Here is an 18,993-nt window from a genome sequence, read left to right as displayed (position 1 = left end):
AGCAACAACATCAGCACCAGACAACCGCTCACAACGCTCATGAATTTCACTCATCTACAAATCCTTTCAGACAGGCCCCCATACACAACCCATTAGACACCCCCCGACCCGGCAGGCCGTTCAGATGTTTCGCGATCGGATCTACTCAGGTCAACGGTGCGATTCCCGGTAGTGCGAAAGTGTTCAAGCACGATGCGCGCGGATCGCCGCCGTGATATCTGGCTCTTCAGAGTTGAGTGTGGGGTGAGGCGTCCAGACCCCCACCGATGAGGAGCATTCGTAGCTGGTAGTGCTCGAAGTTGTGGAACCTGCGAGCGGTCCGCCTGCCCAGCTCGATGAGCCCGTTGACCGCCTCGGTGCCACCGTTGCTGGCACCATCGGTATCGAAGTACGCCAGGATTGTCGTCTTCCATTTCCGCAGGGTCCTGCCCAGCCGGGTGATCTCTGGGATCGGGCGCGTCGGTAAGGTCTCGATCACGCGGGTGGCCAGCCTGCGCCCTTGAGCGTGAGTGTCTTGGTGGAACATGTCACGGATGTCCTGCGCGCACTGGTAGGCGACTTCGACAGCGACATGATCCTCATGCGCGACGAAGGCCGCCTGCAACCGTTTCTGTTGTCGTTCGGTGAGGCGTTCTCGGCCGGCCCGTAGAAGGTTGCGGATGCCGTAGAGCGGATCGCCCTTCCGGCCCCGGTGCCTGAGTGTCTGCTGTTGGACGCGTCTGCGGACGTCATCGACAGCGCTGGTGGCGAGCTTGACGATGTGAAAAGCATCGAGCACACAGGTGGCGTCGTCGAGTTGGTCATCGATCGCGTTCTTGTATCCCTGGAACGGGTCCAGCGTCGCAACCTGCACACCTTGGCGGAAGCTGGGCCCGCGTGTGGCGAGCCAGTCTTTGTACACCGTTGCTGAGCGTCCCGGGACGAGATCCAGCAGACGTGCCGTCGGGTGCTGGTGGCGGGAGAGATCGACCATGCCGGTGAGTTCTTTCGGTCCTCGCCAGCGGGGGTCCGTGTGATGCCAGACATGCTCGTCGACGCCCAGGACTTCAACACCGTCGAACCGTGCCGGATCGTCAGCGGCGGTGTTGAGCACTGGCCGGATCTGGGACCACAGGGTGTTCCAGGTCGTGCCCAGCTGGCGAGCCAGCCCCTGGATAGAGGCGTTCTCATACCGCAGCTGACGGATCGCCCAGGACACCGCGCGGGTTGTCAGCAGGCCGCGCGGGGCGGCGACCTGCGTGTTCTGCTCGAGGAACGTCACGACCGGGCAGGCAGACTCGCGGCAGATCCAGCGGTGCTTGCGCCATCGCAGGCGGGCAGGCCGTCCAGCGGATGGGGCGTCGACCAGGGTCACAGTGACGCGTCCGTGGCCGGTCGGGATGACGCCGCATCCGGGGCAGCCGGTCAGCGGGTCGCAGGCCTCGATGTCGAGGACGACGGCAGTGTCGGTGACCTCGGCGTGGATGAGATGGAAGTCAGGCAATCCGAGCAGGACGTCACACCTGGCACAGCGATCCAGAGCAACAGCGCAGGGACACGTAGAATGTAGGCATTGTCGAGGTCCTTGAGATCAGCGGGGGGTTAAAGTCCACTCATCATCAGGGACCTCGATACTTATCCCCAGCACCCCTGCCCGATCGGCGTGCCCACACTCAACTCTGAAGAGCCGACAATGCGGAAACCGAGATCCTCACCGCCATCGGCACCGGCGACGGCGCACTCCAGCCCGATGGGTCGAGGCGCGCTGAACCGAGCTTCGATCCAGAGATCGCCGGGCGGATGATCGCCGATATCGCCGAGCTGCCGCTGGAAGCGACGGTCGATCAGCTGACGCTGACCGCCTCGGGCATGCCGTTCCCCGGCCGCGGCTGAGCATTCCGCCGCGTCGCAGTCACCGTCACCGCAGCAGCCCACAGCCCACCTGTGGGCAGGGCGATCACAGCGCAGGTCAGCAAGATGGTCGCTGCCGTCATCGGCCAGGTCGGGCCGGGGCCGTCGAGTGTCGAGACCGGCAGGCCGAGCATCGAGTCGAAGACGAACAGATAGGCCATGAGCGCTGCGAAAAGCGCGAGCGCGAGCCCGCCGAAAGCCAGCGGAGCGAAGGTCATGAGTGTGCGTCTGCGGGTCATGGTCATGGCAGCTCCTTGGGATGGCACCGGGGATGGGGCTGAGTCCGGTGCCGAGCCTACCGGCCCAGGCTGGGAATGCGCTCCGATGAGACGGTCGCTCACAGCCGTGGGTCGATGGGCGCGGATTCGAGAGCGAGCACACCGAACACCGGGGCATGCACACGGTGCAGCGGCTCACCTGCCGTGAACCGTTCGAGGGCTTCCAGACCGAGGGCGTACTCGCGCAGCGCCAGCAGCTGCTTGTGCTTGAGGCTGCGCGCACGCAGCTTCTCCAGCCGCTCCTCAGAGCAGTAGTCCGGGCCGTAAATCATCCGCAGGTACTCGCGGCCGCGGACCTTGAGGCCCGGCTGCAGGCCCCCGTCACGCCGGCCGCCACCGGCTGCCGCATTGGCAAGCGGCTTGACGACGATGCCCTCACCACCAGCGTCCGTCAGCTCCTCCCACCACGCCGTCGCCTCGGCGACCGCCTGTACATCAGCCGGGTCGAGGACCCTGCGGGCAGTCGGTGAGAACACGGTGTCATCAGCAGCGACAAGAGCGTCAGCCATCCTCAGATGCCAGTCATGCGGCCGGTGGTGATGTGTCTGCCCGGCCGTCGCGAGGACCTGGAAGGCCGCTAAGCGCACCTGCCCGGCATCGCCGATATAGCGTTCGAAGGCCTGCTGGAACAGCGTGATCTCCGCCTGCTGACGGGCAGGCACATGCGCTGCCGGGACGTCGATGCCGCGGGCTGCCGCCGCCTGCAGCGCAGCATCCGTCAGCGCAGTGGCCTGCAGGCCGGCAGCCGCCGTGGGAGCGTAGATGCTGGCGATGAGCTCAGCGGCCTTGACGTTCCACGGCAGCATCTCACCGTCAAGCAGCACCCAGTCGGATTCGAGCCAGGCGAACAGCCCAGCCGTCTCAGCCGCCTCTGCCATCCGGGCCAGCAGGCGGACACCATCATCGGCGGGGAAGAACGCACGCCCCGTGCGGGTATAGGCATATGAGCCCACCGCCTCGGGCCCGGTGCCGGAGCCGGCACGGCTGCCAGGCCGGCGGAGCATGACAACGGCGCGTGAACCCATGTGCTTCTCCTCGCAGATGACCGCCTCGGTGCGCCCTGCGTAGTAGTCGAAAGCGGTGCCGGGGTGCTCCAGATACCCCGGCTCGCGGCTCGTGGGCGCCGGCGCCATGGTCGGCGGCAGATACGGCAGCAGCTGCGGGGCCAGGGCGAAGCGGCTCAACGTCTCCAAACCCGCTGCCGCGCGCTCATCGGGGACCGCCACCCGTCCCATCCGCGCAGTCTCGACCCCGCCGATGCCCAGCACATCGGTGATCCGCAGCTCGTCATGTTCCCTGTCTGACGCCTCGGGCGCGGTCAACGGGCGGGCCGGTTCGCACCACTGGCGTTCGGCCGGCACCTGCACGGTCTCAAGCTCCGGGTAGCGCAGCGCTGAGAGCGCCCCGCCGAACACGCAGCCGGTGTCGAGACACAGCGTGTTGTTCACCCACGTCAGACGCGCAGTCGGGACGTGACCGTAGACCACCCGGGCGGCGCCGCGATACTCGGCAGCCCAGTCGAGGCGCACCGGCAGGCCGGTATCATCGACCTCGCCGGTGGTGTCGCCGTAGAGCGCGAACTGCCGCACCCGGCCCGAGGCGCGGTTGTGGTACTCCTCCTTCAGCCCGGCATGGGCGACGACGAGCCTGCCGTCATCGAGGACGAGATGGGCGACGAGCCCATCGGCGAAGTCACGGACCGCGGCACGGAACTCGGCCGGCTCGGCTTCAAGCTGGTCCATCGTCTCGGCCAGCCCGTAGCTGCGGGTGACGTTGCGGCCGTCGAGGGCGCGCACGAGCTTGGCCTCGTGGTTGCCCGGCACACACAGGGCATGATCGGCCGCGACCATGCCCATGACCAGACGCAGCACTCCGGTGCTGTCGGGCCCGCGGTCGACGAGGTCGCCGACGAACACCGCAGTGCGTCCCTCGGGGTGGACGGCATCCGTGCCTGAGGTAGAGAGCTGGTAGCCGAGTTCGCGCAGCAGGGTGCGCAGCTCGCTGACACAGCCGTGGACATCGCCGATGATGTCGAAGGGGCCGTGCAGATGCCGCTGGTCCGAGCGCAGCGGCCGGCGCTCGATGCGCGCTGCGGCGATCTCCTCCGGTGAGGAGAGCACCGTGACCCCGCGGAACTTCTCGCGGCCGATCCGCTTGAGCCCGGAGCGCAGGCTGCGATGCTGACGCTCGATCACTTCGGAGCCGAATGGCCGGTCGGTGCGCGCTGCGTGCCGCTCCTGGGCCACCGGCAGCGGCACATCGAGCACGATCGCCGTGGGGAGTGTGTCGTTGTCGCGGGCGAGCTGCACGAGTGCTGCCCGGTCGCGCGGGTGCAGGGAGGTGGCGTCGACGACGGTGAGCAGGCCCGCTTGCAGGCGGCGGGTGACGATGTCGGTCAGCAGGTCGAACGCTGCGGCGGTGGCCGACTGGTCGTTCGGGTCGTTGGACACGATGCCGCGGCAGGTGTCGGAGGAGACGACCTCATAGGGCCCGAAATGGGTCGCGGCGAACGTCGACTTGCCGGATCCGGAGATGCCGACGAGGACGACGAGGCTGGGGTCGGGGATCGAGATCGTCGTCATGCGGCCGGCTCCACGGCGGTGACGGGCTCCTCGGCAGTGAAGGTGCGGGAGAACACCGCGATCTGCGTCGGCTGGCCGTGCACGGGATCAGCATCGCCGATCCCGTCGATGTCGACGACGTAGCCGTAGCGTGAGCAGACGGCTGCCGCCCACGAGGCGAACTCGGCGCGGGAGAACTCGAACCGGTGATCAGGGTGGCGGAACTGCCCGCCGGCCAGCCCCGGATAGCAGGCGTTGTACTCGCGGTTGGGAGTGGTGACGATGGCGTGGGAGGGTGCGGCGTGGCCGAACAGGCTCGCCTCAACTGCCGGCAGCCGGCTCGGGTCGATGTGCTCGATGACCTCCATGAGCACGGCGACGTCGGCCTCGGCGATGCGCTCGTCGATGTAGGTGATCGAGGACTGGATGAGCTCCAGCCGTGCGGCCTGCCGTTCGGGCATCCGGTCGATGTTGAGCGCCCGCTCGGCGCGGCTGAGCTCACCTGCGGAGACGTCGGTGCCGATGACGGAGGCGATCCGCGGATTGCCCAGCAGGCGTGCCAGCAGCGCACCGGCCCCGCAGCCGATGTCGACGACGCTGCGTGGGCGCAGCGCGGTGATCTCCGCCAGCACACGCTCGCGGCGCAGCTCGCGCAGCGCTTGCCGGGACGCGCCGCCTGCCTCGGCGCCGGGATCGGACGCAGCAGCCGCCTCGGCGCCGGGATCGGCCGGCACGCTGTCCAGCCGCTGCTCGGCGGCACGGACATAGCGGCGCTGCTGGGCGAGGTAGCGGTGCATGATCGTCTCGCGCTGCGGGTGGGCGGCCAGCCATGTGCCGGCCCGGTCGAGCAGCTTGTCGATCTCGGACTCATCGACCCAGTAGTGCTTGCCGCCGTCGAGAACGGGGATGAGGACGTAGAGCTCATTCAGCAGCGCCTGCACGGTGGCCCGCCCGTGCAGGTGCAGATTGGGTGCCAGGCCCTCCGGTCCCGAGGCGGTGGTGACCTCCCAGCCGAGCGGCGCGAACACCTCGGCGGCGGCCTGCGGGGTCGTCTGCACGGCAGCGACCTGGGCTTCGAGACGGAACTCGGTGGCAGCGAGGTCGGGGCGGCTGGCGAGGGTACCGGCCATGGCGGTGGAGAAGACGCTGCGCAGGGCGACGGCGAGCAGGGAGGACGCCGCCCAGGGGCGGTCATTGATGTAGCCGGAGAGGTGGAAGGAATCGCGCCGGAACTGCCCGAGCTTCGCCAGCTTGCCGGTGTCGACGTCGACCCACAGTGCGGCCTGGCAGACGTCGTCGTCGGCGCGGGGGTAGAAGACCTGTGCGGTGCCGAAGCTCAGCTGCGCGGTGTGTACGCGATCAGGGTGCTTGTGCAGGATGAAACCGAGGTCGCGGGCGGGGATCCCGGGTTCGCCGTGCAGCGTGAGCGAGAGGAACATGGGCCGATTGTACTGGTCAGTACTGTGCCCGGCTCCACGAGGCGGGACCGGGCACAGTGTGGNGCAGGCAGAACACCCCACGGATAGCATCCAGCAGAAAACCAGCCCGCTCAGCCGAAACCTCCACCGGATTATCCACCGACCCCGTCCCCGCAGACACCGCCGCGCCAGGGATCCCGATGTCAAGGGCCAGCTGATCACCATCGATCAGACGCTGCGCTTCAGCGATGAGCAACGCGAGTTCCTCATCCGAATGCGCCGAACCCACATGATCAAGCACAGGCCTGTTCCCGACATACCGCCAGATCACCTGCACAGCCGTCGCCCCAGAAGCAGTCGGCACAGTACGGATCCTCGGCAGTGGCATATCCCACAGCCTACCGCCACCCTAACCACCCGATTAGTCAGGAATTCCAGCACTTCACAGCCCAAACCCGCAGGTCACAGTGTCAATATGATCTACATAACACCAATTTGAGCCAAGTCAGGTGGGCCGATTGTACTGGTCAGTACTGTGCCCGGCTCCACGAGGCGGGACCGGGCACAGTGTGGGGATCGGGGGACGGCGTAGAGATCGGGGGCGTAAGGGTCAGTCCTCGGCGGGAGCGTCGGCCTCGCGGCGGCGAGCACGACCGGCCACGAGCTTGGCGACGATGGCCACGGCGGCCAAACCTGCGAGACCGCCGACGATGCTGCCGATGAGCGCGCGGCAGCGGCATTGGAAACGATGAGCCGCTTCGCCCTAGCCCCGCAGCTGCTGCCGTATCTGCCGCCGGCGATGGCGTCGGCCCGTGGGGTGGGGGAGGTCGGGCGGGTCTGCGTGGTGATTCCTTCCACGGGGCCTGTCGGAGTGTGGGTGGTGTCATCTGGCGGCTGGAGCGTCGTCGAGCGAAAAGAGCGCTTCGATGGTGGTGTCCAGTGCACGGGCTGCTCTGAGGGCGAGATAGACGCTGGGGGAGTAGTCACCGCGTTCGATCGCGATGATCGTCTGCCGCGAGACTCTCACCTCGGCGGCCAGCTGAGCCTGGGTCAGACCGGCGGTTCCCGGCTCCTCTTTCAGTCAGCCTCCGATACGCTTAGGCGAACCTGCCGCACGACCTCGAAAGCCCCCCGATGCTCACAGCTCTCCTCCTCACCAGCGCGCTCATCGCCGTCTGGGCGCTGTTCGCCCGCGCACTCGGCCGCTGCGGCTCATGGGCACGCTGGCCATGGCGATCGGCGGGGCGGCGGCCGGCCTCATCATCGGCGACGACGTCGGGTTCGCCCTCTTCCTCAACTCCAACGCCGCTGAGCGCATCGCCGAGCTCGTCCTCGCCCTGCTGCTCTTCGTCGACGCCACCGAGGTGCGCTATGGGGCGATGAAAGCGATGCGCGGTCCTGTGCTCAGGCTGCTGTTCATCGCCCTGCCGATCAGCCTGTTCCTCGCCTGGATGTTCGCCTCGGTGCTGCTGCCGGATCTCAGCCTGGTCGTGACCCTGGCGCTGGCCTGCGTCATCGTCCCAGTCGACTTCTCACCGGTGACCTCCATCGTCAAAGACACCGCGATTCCGCAGCGGATGCGCCACATTCTCAACCTCGAAAGCGGCTACAACGACGGCATCATCACTCCGCTGTTCCTCTTCGCGCTCGCTCTTGCCGGCGACGCCAAGCACGGCGGGCCCGAGGCAGCGCTCGGTCAGGCGATCCCGGCGTTCCTCATCGCGGTGGTCACCGGACTGGCCATCGGGCTCGCCTACGGCATGTTGGGCAACGCCGCTGATCGACGAGGGTGGTTCAGTGCGCAGTCGATGCGCATCGGGCTGGTCGCCGTGCCGCTGCTGACGTATGCGCTGGCCGTGAGTGTACACGGCAACGGGTTCGTCGCCGCCTTCGTCGCCGGCACCGTCTTCCGCATGGTGCGCCGCACCCGCGCGCTGCATGAGGAGCTGTCGCTAGCCGAGGACATCAGCGTCATCAACAACATGATGCTGTGGTTCGCGCTCGGCGCCAGCGTCATCTTCATCGGCCAGGTGCTCGGCAATGTCTGGCCGGTACTGCTCCTGGTGCTCCTGGCACTGACTGTCATCCGCATCGTGCCGGTCCTGCTGGGGCTGCTCGGCTCGCAGCTCGCCGGTCGGGAACGGGTGCTCATAGCACTGCTCGGTCCGCGCGGCACCGCCTCGGTGGTCTTCGGTCTGCTGGCATTCAACGCGCTCCCCGACACCGAGAGCGCCGCCATCGTCATCTCGGTCACCGTCTTCGTCCTCGGCGGTAGCGTGCTGCTCCACGGCATCGGCACCCAGCCGATCGTCACCCACTTGACAGCCGGGATGCGCCGCTGAGCACCCGCCCCAGACGGCGCATCGAGACGCAACTGCAGATGCATTGTGCTGATATGTCGATATGCGCACGCGAATTGTTATCGTTTTGTGTCCGCAATGACATGAGAATGATGGCAACTGCTGACTACTGTCAATTCTGCGACAGCAGATGTCGCCGCCTGTCTCATCGGCGAGTGCCCTCTATCGAAAGTGCATGATGAAACGAATCCTCCCCCGCGTCGCCCTCGCGACTCCGTTGATTGCTGTGCTGCTCACGAGCGCAGCCGTTGTCCCTGCCACCGCAGCTTCCCCCGCAGACGCGCCGGCGTTCAGCGCAACCGCAGCAGGAAAATGCGAGACAGGCGATTTCTGTGTCTATACAAAAACAGACTTCAAAGGCGATTGGTTCGGGACGAGAAAGGCCTGGTTTGACTGGAGCTGTTGGTTCGCGTCGAGTCAGTGCTCGATTTATCGGAAAGTGAACGACAAAGACCGTTCCTGGCGCAACAAGTGGCAGAACCGATCTGTACAGGTGTTCAAGGACAAGAACTACAAGAGCAAGACGATCTGCTTGAAGGCAGGACAATCGGTTGCCAGCAGCGGCAAGCATGAGAAGAAGGGCAGCTCGCACAAGAACACCACAGGCAAGAAGACATGCTGAAGTGCCCTTCAGGCGCGTTGCTGGCGGTGGGAATCATGCTCACCGCCAGCGGTTGCGGCACAGCTGCTGACAGCGATGCCGGACCCACGCTCGAGGTGCCTGATGAGCCGCGCGCGAGCATCCGAAGCGAATATCGGGGGTGGCGGTCCGACGACCACGCCCTGTACGAGATGGAAGAGCGTCTGATCGCTGCCTGCATGTCCGAACAGGGCTTTGTGTACACGCCGCAGCTGACCGATTCCGGGGGAGCTGAGGTGTTCGATCCGCTTCCGCCGGGAGACTTCGAGATATCGGTCGAAGACGCGCAGCAGTCCGGCTACCCCGCAGACTCATCGAGTTCGGGCAGTGACGGCGACGTCGAGCCGGCAGATCTGCAGACGCTCTCGAGCACACAGCGGGCAGCCTGGCAAGCCGCGTACCTTGGTGCTGAAGAGAAGCGGAAGACCACCGACACCACCGGCCCTGGTGGCACTCAGATCACGACAGAGCTGGGAGGCTGCAGACTCACCGCAGTCGATCAGCTCTATGGCTCCCTCGATGCCTACGCTCAGGCAGATTTCACAGACAGCAACCTCGCCGCTTTTGCACTGAATTCAGCCGCAGACGACGATGCGATGCGCGCTCTCGACCGGCAGTGGTCGCGTTGCATGGCTGATGGCGGATTCTCGCATGACGCGGCAGGCGATCCTCTCGAACGCCCCGAGAACGCCCGGAGCCTCGCCGTTGATCGAAGAGGCGAAGCGCCGGCGATCGCCGTCAGCGACGCCGCATGTCAGAAGCAGCTGTCATACGCAGACCAGCGGATCAGCATCGAAGACCGCTATCTGACCGCAGTCGCCGATGCGTACGAAGCTGAGATCACCGGCGCACTCGACATCAAGAGGTCAGCGCTCTCGACCGGCAGAGAGCTCCTCGGCTGATGCGACGCACGAGTGCCGTCATCGCCGCTGTGTGCATGCTTCTGATCACACACGCCGCGACATGGTGGTTTGCCGCGCAGGCGGGAAGCCCGGAGCAGCGCGCGGCTGACAGCGCAGCCCCGCCTCCGTCGCAGATCACTGTGGACGTTGACGACGTTCAAGTCGAAAGGACGGTGTTAGCGGACTGCCGCGCCGAGGCACGGCATACTCTTGCTCCGGATCTCAGCGTCTCGGCAGCGGAAGGCAGCACCCCGGTGGTCACCGGCACTCCAGTCTCCGCCGGCGACCAGTTGGACAGCGGTGCGCTCCTGGCCGAAGTCTCATCCCGTCCGGTCATCATGCTGAAAGGAGATGTCCCGGCGTTTCGCACGATGTCCGTCGGTACACGGGGTGTCGATGTCACTCAGCTCCACACAGCGCTGAGAAGTCTCAGCCTGTACGCGGGACCAGCGGACGCGCCGTACTCGGTTCGCACAGGAGTCGCAGTTGAGAAGCTCTATGAGCGGCTCGGTTACGACGCGCCGCGTTCTGACGCGGATTCCGAGCAGGCTCTCGCTGACGCGGAAGCTGCGCTGCGGGACTTCGACGGTGACACGACAGGTGAGGAGCATCGACACCTCGTCAGGACGCGGGATCGGGCCGCTGAAGCGGCAGCCGCCGCAGCGCCAGCGAATGAAATCGTCTTCGTACCCGAGCAGAGAGCGACTGTGACGCGGGTTGCCTACACTGTGGGGCAGCCTCCGGCGCGCGGCCAGCTGATCCTGTCAGCTGGCGAAGATGTGGAGAAATGCCGCATTGCGGCGACGGCTCTCACCACGGTCCAATCTGGTCAGCACGCGCATATCAGCGGTGTGACCTCTGAGTCACCGGCTACGGTTGATCAGGTCATTCCCCCGCCGGATGCGGAGCAGTCACCGCCTGCGGAGACCGGCAGCGGTGCGCGCGGAGCAGAGTCCGGCGACGACGCTGCGGGTACTGCTGCTGATGCAACTGTCATCCTCAAGCTGCCCGACGGCATCGAACCAGCAGCCGGGGCAGCGCGCATCGTCATCGAAGCCGGACCCGATGACGCATTGCGGGTGCCTGCAACCGCAGTCCACATGCGCAGCAGTGGCGAAACGTACATCGACCGCATCGCAGGCGAAGCAACCGAACCGGTCGTCGTCACCGTGGTGTTCGAAGCAGACGGCTACGCGGCGGTGCAGTCGGCTCAGCTGCAGAAGGGCGACAGAATTGTCATCCATGGCCGAGGACGCTAGCCGCTTACCGGAAACGCCCGCTGCGGCCGCTACGCGGACGTCACCCGCTTCGATCCCGGCGATAGTCGTCGAGTCGGTGACGCATTCCTTCGAGACGGAGGCGGGCACCGTGCCGGTGCTGCGCGACGTCAGCGCAGAGTTCCGCACCGGAGAGGTGTGCGCGCTCGTCGGGCCGTCAGGTTCGGGGAAGTCAACTCTCCTGACGATCATGGGTCTGCTGCAGCGGCCGTTGCGAGGCGACGTGCGGATACACGGCGCGTCCACGGCAGGCCTGGGCCAGCAGGAGCGCACGGTGATGCGCAGCTCAGCCATCGGGTTCGTGTTCCAGGCGTTTCACCTCATCGAGCACAAGACCGTGCGTGAGAACGTGCTGCTGCCCTCTGTCTACTCCTCAGGCGCCAACGACGATCGACGACGGCTGATGACGGCAGCAGATGAGATCCTCGCACGTGTCGGCATCGATCATCGCAGCGAGGCCTATCCGCGTACCCTGTCCGGGGGAGAGAAGCAGCGCTGTGCCATCGCTCGCGCGCTCGCGACAGATGCACGCATCATGCTGTGCGACGAACCGACCGGAAATCTCGATGCTGCCAATACGGGCAGCATCCTCGAGCTGTTGCAGACACTCGCGCACACACAGAACCGCGCTGTCGTCATCATCACCCACGACCATCAGGTCGCAGCAGCTGCCGACTGGACAGCGACCCTGACCGACGGCTGTCTCACATGAAGCGGCACCGCCTGCAGATGCGGAGTCTGGTGGCTCCGGGGATCGTGCGTGAAGCTACCCAGGCAGTGAATCGGCGTCGGCGCAACAGCATCTTCACCTCCCTCGGTGTTGCATTCGGCATACTCGCACTCGTCGCCACAGTCGCTGTTTCCTCAACGGTCGCCGCCCAGGTCTCCTCGCGCTTCACTGCCCTGATGGCGACCTTCGTCCATGTCACTGACGTACCGGCAGACGAAGCCGGCCTTGTCGGTCGCGAACGTCTCGACCGTGTACGCGAGCTCAACGGCGTCACGGCAGCCGGAATGCTGCGCCGGTCGACGCAGCCTGCACGAGTGAGCACAGGCGGTGCTGGGGTCGAAGAAGCAACCGTCATCGGCGCCGAGCCAGCGGCACTCCGCGCGTGGAGACTGTCGACGACGTTCGGCCAGATGTACGACGACGGACATGAGGAACGCGCCTCGCAGGTGGTGCTCATCGGCGCCGAGCTGGCTTCCCGTATGGGCGTGTCCAGCTGGACGGAACCAACGCAGCTGACGCTGGATGGTCGGGTCTTCACCGCCATAGGTGTCTTCCGAAGTCCGGATCCGGCAGCAGGGCTCGATTCCGCAATCGTCGTGCCGATGGCTGCCATGACGCATACTGCATGGTCCGTCGAGGCGGTTGAACTCGCCATCGCCGTCGAACCAGGCGCTGCCGGGCAGGTTGCCAGCGAGGCGCCACTCGCCGTCGACCCATCCGGCACCTCTGCGGTCATCGCGCAGGCTCCACCCGACCCTCAGACACTGCGCCAGCAGGTCAGCAGCGACACACAGCTCATGGTGGCCGTCCTTGCCGTGATGTCACTGCTCATCGGCGCGCTCGGCATCTCGAACACCATGCTCGTTTCGGTCGTCAGCCGCCGGCATGAGATCGGCGTGCGGGCTGCGCTCGGAGCGCAGACTGCTGAGATCCTCGCGCAGATCCTCTGGGAGGGGACGATCATCGGTCTGATCGGAGGTGTGATCGGGACGGTCATCGGCCTAGACTGCGCCCTTGCCATCGCTCTTGTCAACGGGTGGGCGGCAGCGATACCACTGTGGCTCGTACCGGCCGGGATCGCCCTGGGCGGAGTCGTGGGAGCGGTGGCGAGTATGCACCCGGCGCTGCGCGCTGCGCAGGTGGATCCTGTAGAGGCGTTGATGTCGTGATGTGTTGGCGTGCGGCTTGAGGCATTGACGTCTAGCCAGGCGGTAGCGTCAGCAGCATCCTGGATGGATTGCTGGCAGTTGCCGTATCAGAGGTTGATGTGCCAGATGCGCTGCCGAACGCTCTCGGGCAGCGCCACCAGACGTCTCTACATGACTCGCAGACGCCATGCTTCGAACGACACACCCTGCACATTCGCGCCAAGCACCCGCATTCGCCGCAACCGCCGAGACGAGTTGGGGCGCAGCAGTCGGCAGGGTGGGCGGCGAACGTCCATCGCCTCAGAACGCTGCTGCAGAACGCTGAGCTCCGACCTCTGCCAGGTGACCGTTCCCGAGGCCGGGGTCGCCTTCATGCTCGGTTCTGGCCTAGGCGTGGGGCTGGCTGCCGCACCAGCATTTCCCCAGGTGAGAGTGCGAAGTCAGTGCCTCAGCGTAGCGTATGGGGTATGAAGAGGACACGTCGTGGAGAACCGCTCGATGCCATGGACATCGAGGGGCTCATCGTGGCGTTTTCCCAAGCTCCGACGCTCGTTGACGATGCCGAGGCCTTCGAGCGGATGAACCAGGCCGAGCGACTCAAGGCCGCGATCACCGCCTATCAGGTGCGGGAGACCGATGCTGCGATCGACCGCCGTTTCGTCACCGAGAAGGCCGCCGGCGTTCCTGCGCATCGTCGCTGCCGCGGACTAGGCGCTGAAATCGCACTCGCCCGGCAGGAGTCCCCTGCCAGGGGCAGCCGGTTCGCCAAGCTCGCCCAGGTGCTCATGCGCGAAATGCCGTGCACGTTCCGCGCGCTGGAAGCAGGGGAGATCTCCGAGGAGAAGGTGCGAGCTGTCTTCCGGGAGATTGCGTGGCTGCCCTCGCATCTGCGCCACTCGATCGATGCTTCGCTGCAGGAGCTCTTCGCCGGCACCGGCCTCAAACGCCTGGCGGGCGAGGCCCGCCGCCTGGCACAGCACGCGGATCCCGCAGCCACCGTCGAACACATGGAGTACGAGGAGAAGCAGCGGCACATCTCCGTCCGCCCGGCACCAGGGAACATGGCGTACCTGACCGCCTTCTTTCCGATGCCGCAAGCTGTGGCAGCGTATGCGGCCCTGCAGAAGGCTGCCTCGGTGATGGTCGGCACCGGCGAATCAGAATAGCGCACGGGAGCGCAGATGGCCGCCGACCTCTTCATCGCCCGCCTGACCGGTCAGGAATCCGCAACCGACATCTCCGTCGAGATCCAGCTCATCATGACCGACGAGGCTCTCATCAGCGACGGCACGATCCCCGCCTGGCTGCCCGGCCATGGGCCTCTCCCTGCAGCCTTCACGCGCCGGCTGCTGCAGAACACCTCGGGAGCGGTCTACCTGCGCCGTCTCTTCACCCAGCCGGAAACCGGTCAGCTGGTGGCGATGGACTCCAAGCGCCGGACTTTCAACGACGGGCTGCGGCGGATGGTCATCTGCCGCGACGATGTCTGCCGGTCGCCGTGGTGTGATGCACCGATCCGCCATATCGACCATGCCACGCCTCATGCCACCGGTGGCGCGACGAGCTGGGCGAACGCCTCAGGACTGTGTGCAGCCTGCAATTACGCCAAGGAGAACCCCGGCTGGCGACATACCGCCACCCCAGATGCGCTGACGGTGCGCACCCCGTCGGGCCAGGAGTACACGAGTCGGACGATCCCGATCACGTCTCCAGCGAAGTCACCGGTGGCGAAGGATCCGGAGACCACCGCATCACAGGCCAGGGGAGAGAAGCGCGGCCGCGATGGCCGCCATCGCGACGGTCCGCGCACCAAGATCCCGGCCGGTGCCTGCGCTGGCGCCGGTACCAGCACCGGTGGCAGTGCCGGTGAGGGAGAGCCAAGCGCCCAGCTGAGCATCATCGAGTCCTCCATGCTCAACCTCATCATCGACCTGCTGGCAGCCTGAAAGGCCGTCGCGGAACCACAATCGCTAGCCGGCAGTTTCCGCGATGAGCGGCTGCGCCTCACGCCAAGCTGTCCTGCCAGGCGGAGTACATGCGCCCGAATCGGCTATCGCCGTGGATGAGCTCTGCTGGCGTGCCGTCTTCGACAACTCGGCCTGCGTCCATGACGAGCACCCGGTCGGCGATCTCAACCGTGGACAGCCGGTGGGCGATGATGATCGCGGTGCGACCTTCGAGCACGCGCGCCAGTGCCTGCTGGATGAGACGCTCCGAGGGGATATCGAGGTGCGCAGTCGCCTCATCGAGGACGATCACATCAGGATCGGCGAGGAACACACGGGCAAAGGACACCAGCTGCCGCTGCCCCGAACTCAACCGGCCGCCGCGCTTCTTCACATCCGTGTCGTAGCCCTCCGGCAGGCTGCGCACATACGGATCCAGGCCCACCGCCTCGGCAGCGGCGAGGACCTGCGCATCCGTGGCATCGGGGTTGCCGATGCGGATGTTGTCGGCGATCGTGCCCGAGAACAGATACGACTCCTGCGTCACCATGACAAGTGCCTGCCGCAGCTGAGCATCGTCGACCCCGCGCACATCGACCCCGTCGAGACGCACCGCGCCGGTAGATGGGTCGTACATCCGGGTCAGCAGCTTCACCAGAGTCGACTTGCCGGCACCGGTCGCACCGACGACAGCGACGATCTGCCCGGCGGGGATCTCCAGGTCGAAGGCCGGCAGCACCTCGGGACCTTCGGCGTCGTAGGCGAAGCTGACATCCTCGAAGGAGATCGACCGGCCGGTGCCGGTGTGCCGCTCAGGCAACGGCTGCGGATCTGCCGGTGCATCGACATCAGGCTCGGCATCGAGGACCGCCGTGATCTTCTCCAGGGCAGCCGAGGCTGACTGGTAGAGGCTGAAGGACTGCACGAGCTCATCGAGCGGGCCGTAGAACCGGCGCAGGTACAGCAGGAATGCGGCCAGCACACCGAGCTGGGTGTAGCCGTTGATGACGAGCCAGCCGCCGAGCAGGATGATCCCGGTCTGCGACAGGTTGCCGATGAGCCGGGTGCCGCCGGCGAACGTCGCCACCCCGTGCAGGGCATCGGTGTTGGCCTGCGCGTAGACGGCGTCCTCGCCGGTCAGTCGCTCAAGACCCGGGCGCTGCCGGCGGAAGGACTGGACCGCGCGGATCCCGCCCATCGTCTCAACGAACTGGACGATGACCCGGGCGATTGAGGTGCGGGTGCGCCGGTACGCGGAACGCTGCTGCCGGTGAGCGTAGACGGTGAGGAAGACGAGCGGGATGAACCCGGCGAACGCCACGAGCGCCAGCGGCACGTTCATGACCACGAGCGTCACCGCGATCGCCGACATCGTCAGCAGCGAGAGCACCATGCCGTTGAGCGCCTGTGAGACGAACTGCTGGACGGATTCCATGTCCGAGGTCTGACGGGAGACGAGCCGGCCGGAGGTCGAGCGTTCGTGATAGCGCAGGTCGAGACGCTGCACATGGGTGAACAGGCGGCCGCGCAGATCGAAGAGGATCTTCTGGCTCAGCCTGCCGTTGAGCCGGATGCTCAGCCAGGTCGCCGCAGCATCGGCCACGCCGGTGAGCGCGACCGCGGCGATCGCGACGACGAGCGGGCCGGTGTCGCCGCCCAGCGCAGCCGGCAGCCCATCGTCGATCGCGCGGGCGACGAAGAACGGACCGGCCACGCTCATAATCCCGCCGACGGTGATCGAGACGATGAGGACGACCGTCAGCGCCAGGTGCGGGCGGATGAGCGAGCCGAGCAGTCTGCGCGCCCGCCGGGAGATGTCCGGCGGCAGCTCCTCGATCTCCGGGTCGATGCTCCGGTCCGGCTGTGCGGGACTCATCGGCGCGCCTCCTCAGTCTCGGCAGCGGCGTGTGAGCTGGCACCCATGAGGTCGCGGTAGTGGCGGTTGCGGGCCAGCAGCTCGTCGTGGGTGCCGGTGTCGGTGATCCGTCCGCCGTCGAGCACCGCCACCCGGTCGGCCAGGGCGGCGGTGGAGGGCCGGTGAGCGATGACGAGTGTGGTCGAATCGCCGAGCACTCGTCGCAGTGCCGTCTGCACGCGGTCCTCGGTGTCGACGTCGACAGCGGAGAGGGGGTCGTCGAGGACGAGCACCCGGGGCTTGCCGATGACGGCGCGCGCCAGTGCCAGCCGCTGGCGTTGACCGCCCGACAGCGACAGGCCCTGCTCGCCGACTTCGGTGTCGAGACCGTCGGGCAGCCGGCGCACGAAATCGGCTGCCGCTGCGATCTCAAGCGCCTCCCACACCTCGGCGTCGGGGCCATCCGCGTCCCCCGCTCCCGAGGTGGTGTCCCCCGCTCCCGAGGTGCCGCTCGCCGCAGCCGGGACGGTGCGGTCATCAGCGTGCTTGAGGCCCATCGCGACGTTCTCCCGCACGGTCGTGGAGAACAGCACCGGGTCTTCGAAGGCGACGGAGACGATGCGACGCAGCTCGTTGATCCGGAAGTCGCGCAGATCGGTGCCGTCGAGGGTGATGGATCCTGCTGTGACGTCCTGCAGGCGCGGCAGCAGTGCGGCCAGTGCTGTCTTGCCGGTGCCGGTCGCACCGACGAGAGCGAGCGTCTCACCTGGTGCGATATCGAGGTCGATGTGTGCGAGGATCGGCTCCTCGGCATCGGCGAAGCGGTACTCGACCGCGTCGAAGCGGATGTGCCCGGCGTAGCTGTGCGGCTGCGGGTCCTCGCTGATCTCACCGTCGGGGTCGGTGATGTCGAAGGGCAGGTCCATGACCTCCCAGTAGCGATTGGCGGCGGTGACCGACATGAGGAAGTCGGCCAGCAGGAAGCCGACCATCTCGATGGGCATGCGCAGGAACATCGTCACCGTCAGCGCGGCGATGACCTGCCCGACGGTCATCCACCCGCCGATCACACCCCAGGTGCCCACCGCCAGGATCGCCGTGAGCGCAAGCACCGGGATCATGATCGCAGCGCCGAACATCCACGAATCGACGGAGGCCTTCGTCAGCTCGAAGCCGCGCAGCCGCTCGGACAGGGCACGGAACCGCTGCGCCGCCCAGGGAGAGCGGCCGAAGGCCTTGAGGATGCGGATGCCCTGCACGGCTTCTTCGACATCGGTGGCGATCTCGCCCATAGTGTCCTGGGCGCTGCGGGAGGCCAGCCGGTAGCGGCGCTCGAGCACCGCAATGGCGGTGACGGTCGGGACGGCTGCGGCGATGGCGATGATGCCGAAGTACGGGTGCAGGGACGCGAGGATGATGCCGCCGCCGAGCACGATGAGCGGGCTGGCGATGAGGAACTGCAGGCCGAAGGCGAAGAACCGCCGCAGCTGGGAGAGGTCGTTGACGGCGCGGGAGAGCAGCTGGCCGGCCGGCCATGCGTCGTGGACGCCGACGGCGACGTACTGCAGCCGGTCGTACAGTCGCTCACGCCACAGCACTTCCCAGCGCGAGGTGATCGGCGCGATGAGCCGACGGCGCAGCCACACGGCGGCCGCCTCGGCGATGCCGATGAGCAGGATGAGGGCCAGCGGCGCGAGCATGCCGGCGAAGTCACCGCGGGCGATCGGCCCGTCGACGACCCAGCCGGTGATCATCGGCACGAGCAGGGCGATGCCCATCGATCCGAGGGTGAGGACGAAGATGAAGAGGTAGACGCCCAGCCGCGCTCGCACGTCAGGCCAGAATCTCCACAGTGAGCGCATGATTCATCAGCCTAGTGCAGTTTCGGGCACCTGCACGGATGCGCATCGGACTTCTTCACCCGCTCCGTCTGCTGGTGGCAGAATCGCGCCGCGGCGCTGCACCCTGACCGCGGCGCTGCACCCTGA

At 66.6% G+C, this 18,993-nt stretch carries 15 protein-coding genes; 8 read left to right on the top strand and 7 right to left on the bottom strand.

What is annotated here, in order from left to right:
• Window positions 1-226: 226 nt before the first annotated feature.
• The 5 genes from ACFFN1_RS00145 to ACFFN1_RS00125 form a co-directional block, all read right to left on the bottom strand.
• Entirely contained in the window at window positions 227-1,519 is a 1,293-nt protein-coding gene (locus ACFFN1_RS00145) for an ISL3 family transposase (protein WP_446680466.1), read from the bottom strand.
• Window positions 1,520-1,823: 304 nt separating this feature from the next.
• Window positions 1,824-2,135 (bottom strand): hypothetical protein, encoded by a 312-nt coding sequence (locus ACFFN1_RS00140; protein ID WP_376837475.1) that lies wholly within the window; start codon window positions 2,133-2,135, stop codon window positions 1,824-1,826.
• Between the two features lie 92 nt (window positions 2,136-2,227).
• Complete coding sequence (locus tag ACFFN1_RS00135) at window positions 2,228-4,750, bottom strand: polynucleotide kinase-phosphatase (RefSeq protein ID WP_376837473.1); 2,523 nt, start codon at window positions 4,748-4,750, stop codon at window positions 2,228-2,230.
• Window positions 4,747-6,168 carry a 3' terminal RNA ribose 2'-O-methyltransferase Hen1 gene (locus ACFFN1_RS00130; protein ID WP_376837471.1) on the bottom strand — a complete coding sequence of 474 codons (1,422 nt, stop codon included), beginning with the start codon at window positions 6,166-6,168 and terminating at the stop codon, window positions 4,747-4,749. Before ACFFN1_RS00130 ends, ACFFN1_RS00135 begins: the two co-directional genes overlap by 4 nt.
• A gap of 862 nt (window positions 6,169-7,030) precedes the next feature.
• Window positions 7,031-7,201, bottom strand: a complete 171-nt coding sequence (locus tag ACFFN1_RS00125; protein ID WP_376837478.1) for a helix-turn-helix transcriptional regulator — start codon at window positions 7,199-7,201, stop codon at window positions 7,031-7,033.
• A 160-nt stretch (window positions 7,202-7,361) separates the two neighbouring features.
• On the opposite strand from ACFFN1_RS00125, the gene ACFFN1_RS00120 reads away from it, so the two are divergent.
• The 8 genes from ACFFN1_RS00120 (at window position 7,362) to ACFFN1_RS00085 (ending at window position 15,150) form a co-directional block, all read left to right on the top strand.
• Complete coding sequence (locus ACFFN1_RS00120; RefSeq protein WP_376837469.1) at window positions 7,362-8,489, top strand: cation:proton antiporter; 1,128 nt, start codon at window positions 7,362-7,364, stop codon at window positions 8,487-8,489.
• 193 nt (window positions 8,490-8,682) lie between these two features.
• A complete protein-coding gene (locus ACFFN1_RS00115) occupies window positions 8,683-9,129 on the top strand; it encodes a peptidase inhibitor family I36 protein (protein WP_376837467.1) in 447 nt (148 codons plus the stop codon).
• A gap of 170 nt (window positions 9,130-9,299) precedes the next feature.
• A complete protein-coding gene (locus ACFFN1_RS00110) occupies window positions 9,300-10,049 on the top strand; it encodes a hypothetical protein (protein WP_376837466.1) in 750 nt (249 codons plus the stop codon).
• A gap of 851 nt (window positions 10,050-10,900) precedes the next feature.
• Entirely contained in the window at window positions 10,901-11,308 is a 408-nt protein-coding gene (locus ACFFN1_RS00105; RefSeq protein ID WP_376837464.1) for an efflux RND transporter periplasmic adaptor subunit, read from the top strand.
• 76 nt (window positions 11,309-11,384) lie between these two features.
• Window positions 11,385-12,038: an ABC transporter ATP-binding protein gene (locus tag ACFFN1_RS00100; RefSeq protein ID WP_376837462.1), complete on the top strand. Its 654-nt coding sequence runs from the start codon at window positions 11,385-11,387 to the stop codon at window positions 12,036-12,038.
• A 65-nt stretch (window positions 12,039-12,103) separates the two neighbouring features.
• Complete coding sequence (locus ACFFN1_RS00095) at window positions 12,104-13,225, top strand: ABC transporter permease (protein WP_376837460.1); 1,122 nt, start codon at window positions 12,104-12,106, stop codon at window positions 13,223-13,225.
• Window positions 13,226-13,671: 446 nt separating this feature from the next.
• The gene (locus ACFFN1_RS00090; protein ID WP_376837458.1) at window positions 13,672-14,370 is read left to right on the top strand and encodes a DUF222 domain-containing protein; all 699 of its coding nucleotides are present in this window, start codon (window positions 13,672-13,674) and stop codon (window positions 14,368-14,370) included.
• Between the two features lie 15 nt (window positions 14,371-14,385).
• Window positions 14,386-15,150 (top strand): HNH endonuclease, encoded by a 765-nt coding sequence (locus ACFFN1_RS00085; protein WP_376837456.1) that lies wholly within the window; start codon window positions 14,386-14,388, stop codon window positions 15,148-15,150.
• Between the two features lie 58 nt (window positions 15,151-15,208).
• Here ACFFN1_RS00085 and ACFFN1_RS00080 read toward each other — a convergent pair whose 3' ends face one another.
• Together ACFFN1_RS00080 and ACFFN1_RS00075 are read right to left on the bottom strand one after the other, a co-directional pair.
• Window positions 15,209-17,026, bottom strand: coding sequence for an ABC transporter ATP-binding protein (locus ACFFN1_RS00080; RefSeq protein WP_376837455.1), 1,818 nt, complete (start codon window positions 17,024-17,026; stop codon window positions 15,209-15,211).
• Complete coding sequence (locus ACFFN1_RS00075; RefSeq protein WP_376837454.1) at window positions 17,023-18,837, bottom strand: ABC transporter ATP-binding protein; 1,815 nt, start codon at window positions 18,835-18,837, stop codon at window positions 17,023-17,025. The genes ACFFN1_RS00080 and ACFFN1_RS00075 overlap by 4 nt, the downstream gene beginning before the upstream one ends.
• Window positions 18,838-18,993: the final 156 nt, after the last annotated feature.

The organism is Brevibacterium otitidis (assembly GCF_042429315.1).
Classification (GTDB): domain Bacteria; phylum Actinomycetota; class Actinomycetes; order Actinomycetales; family Brevibacteriaceae; genus Brevibacterium; species Brevibacterium otitidis.
Note: the sequence above shows the minus strand (reverse complement) of the source record. Positions and strands in the feature narration are given on the sequence as shown.